The organism is Streptomyces sparsus, assembly GCF_054776295.1.
In genome coordinates, this window is record NZ_BAAHCA010000669.1 from 1 (window position 1) to 2,710 (window position 2,710).

General features: G+C 72.8%; 2 protein-coding genes. Both read left to right on the plus strand.

Features of this window, described 5'->3' with window-relative positions:
- On the plus strand, nucleotides 1-262 hold a 262-nt coding region (locus ACYVE9_RS21895; protein ID WP_461029601.1), incomplete at its 5' end, for a (2Fe-2S)-binding protein.
- A gap of 2 nt (nucleotides 263-264) precedes the next feature.
- On the plus strand, nucleotides 265-2,661 hold the full coding sequence (locus ACYVE9_RS21900; RefSeq protein WP_461029602.1) for a xanthine dehydrogenase family protein molybdopterin-binding subunit: 2,397 nt from the start codon (nucleotides 265-267) through the stop codon (nucleotides 2,659-2,661).
- Nucleotides 2,662-2,710 lie beyond the last annotated feature (49 nt).

Sequence of the window (2,710 nt, forward strand, 5' to 3'; positions counted from 1 at the left end):
CGGGGCGGCTCCGCTCGCCCCCGTCCAGCAGGCGTTCATCGACGCCGGCGCGGTCCAGTGCGGGTTCTGCACCCCGGGCCTGCTGGTCGCCGCCGACGAGCTGATCGAGCGCTGCCCGCAGCCCTCGGACGCCGACATCCGCGAGGCGCTGTCGGGCAACCTGTGCCGCTGCACGGGCTACGAGAAGATCCTCGACGCGGTGCGCCTCGCGGCTGCCCGCAGCGAGCCGGACACCGCTTCGACCGCCGGAACGGGGGCCTGACCATGGGTGACGTCACCCGCACACCCACCAGCCTCACCCAGGGCAGCAGGACCCGCGGCGGCATCGGCGAGTCCACCCAGCGGCCGGACGGCCACCTGAAGGTGACCGGTGAGTTCGCGTACTCCTCGGACATGTGGCACGAGGACATGATCTGGGGCCACACACTGCGCAGTCCGCACGCGCACGCCGAGATCCGCTCGGTCGACGTCTCCGAGGCGCTCGCGCAGGCCGGCGTGTACGCCGTGCTCACCTGGGACGACCTGCCGACGGACGTGAAGAACTACGGCCTGGAGATCCAGGACACGCCGGTGCTGGCGCACGGCCGGGTCCGGCACCACGGCGAGCCGGTGGCGCTGGTGGCCGCCGACCACCCGGAGACGGCCCGGCGGGCCGCGGCGAAGATCCGCGTCGAGTACGCGGACCTGCCGGTCGTGCACGACGAGGCCTCGGCGACCGCCGCCGACGCCCCGCTGCTGCACCCCGGCCGCGACGACCACCACGCCGGGCACGTGCCGCACCCCAACGTCGTGCACCGGCAGCCCATCGTGCGCGGCGACGTCGAGGCGGCCCGGGCCAGGGCCGACGTGATCGTCACCGGCGACTACGAGGTCGGCATGCAGGACCAGGCCTTTCTCGGCCCGGAGTCCGGCCTCGCGGTGCCCGCCGAGGACGGCGGCGTCGACCTCCACGTCGCCACCCAGTGGCTGCACTCCGACCTGCGGCAGATCGCGCCCGTCCTCGGCCTGCCCGAGGACAGGGTGCGCATGACGCTCTCCGGTGTCGGCGGCGCCTTCGGCGGGCGCGAGGACCTCTCGATGCAGATCCACGCCTGCCTGCTGGCCCTGTGCACCGGCAAGCCGGTCAAGATGGTCTACAACCGGTTCGAGTCCTTCTTCGGCCACGTCCACCGGCACCCGGCGAAGCTGCACTACGAACACGGCGCCACCCGGGACGGCAGGATCACCCACATGACGTGCCGCATCGTGCTGGACGGCGGCGCCTACGCGTCGGCCTCACCCGCGGTCGTCGGCAACGCCTCCTCCCTCTCGGTCGGCCCGTACGTGATCGAGAACGTCGACATCGAAGCGGTGGCGCTCTACACCAACAACCCGCCCTGCGGCGCGATGCGCGGCTTCGGAGCGGTGCAGGCATGCTTCGCCTACGAGTCGCAGATGGACCGCCTAGCCGCCGAACTGGGCATGGACCCGGTCGAGTTCCGGCAGCTGAACGCCATGACGCAGGGCACCCTGCTGCCCACCGGCCAGCCGGTGGACTCACCCGCGCCGGTGGCCGAACTGCTGCGCCGGGTCAAGGCGATGCCGATGCCGCCGGAGAAGCAGTGGGAGACCGGCACCGAGGCGCACGGCACCTCGGCCGACGTGCGCGCGCTGCCCGGCGGACTGTCCAACACCACCCACGGCGAAGGGGTGGTGCGCGGGGTCGGCTACGCGGTCGGCCTGAAGAACGTCGGCTTCTCCGAGGGCTTCGACGACTACTCCACCGCCCGGGTCCGCCTGGAGGTCATCGGCGGCGAGCCGGTCGCCATGGTGCACACCGCGATGGCCGAGGTCGGGCAGGGCGGTGTCACCGTGCACGCCCAGATCGCCCGCACCGAACTGGGCGTCACCCAGGTCACCATCCACCCCGCCGACACCCGCGTCGGCTCGGCCGGCTCCACCTCCGCCTCCCGCCAGACCTACGTCACCGGCGGTGCGGTCAAACAGAGCTGCGAGGCCGTCCGGGAGAAGGTGCTGGAGCTGGGCAGGGCCCGGTTCGGGACCTACCACCCGGCGTGGGCCACCGCCGAACTGCTCCTGGAGGGCGGCAAGGTGGTGACCGACGGCGGGGAGGTGCTGGCCGACCTGGCCGACGTACTGGAGGGCGAGGCGATCGACGTCGAGCTGGAGTGGCGGCACCGCCCCACCGAGGCGTTCGACCTGCGCACCGGCCAGGGCAACGGCCACGTCCAGTACTCCTTCGCCGCGCACCGCGCGGTGGTGGAGGTCGACACCGAGCTGGGCCTGGTCAAGGTCATCGAACTGGCCTGCGCCCAGGACGTCGGCAAGGCGCTCAACCCGCAGTCGGTCGTCGGCCAGATCCAGGGCGGCACCACGCAGGGCCTGGGGCTGGCGGTGATGGAGGAGATCGTCGTCGACCCGACGGCCAAGGTCCGCAACCCCTCGTTCACCGACTACCTGATCCCCACGATCCTCGACACGCCGACGATCCCGGTCGACGTGCTCGAACTGGCCGACCCGAACGCGCCGTACGGACTGCGCGGCATGGGCGAGGCCCCCACGCTGTCGTCCACCCCGGCCGTGGTCGCGGCGATCCGCCAGGCCACCGGGCTGGCCCTGAAGCGCGTCCCGGTCCGCCCCGAGCACCTGACCGGCACATGAGGCGCTCCGGGCGGGCCGACGGCGTGCACACCCGCCCCGCGGGTGCGCG

What these genes read in the sequence shown, in the direction of transcription:
- ACYVE9_RS21900 (WP_461029602.1), top strand. Translation starts at nt 265, where the DNA reads ATGGGTGACGTCACCCGCACACCCACCAGCCTCACCCAGGGCAGCAGG.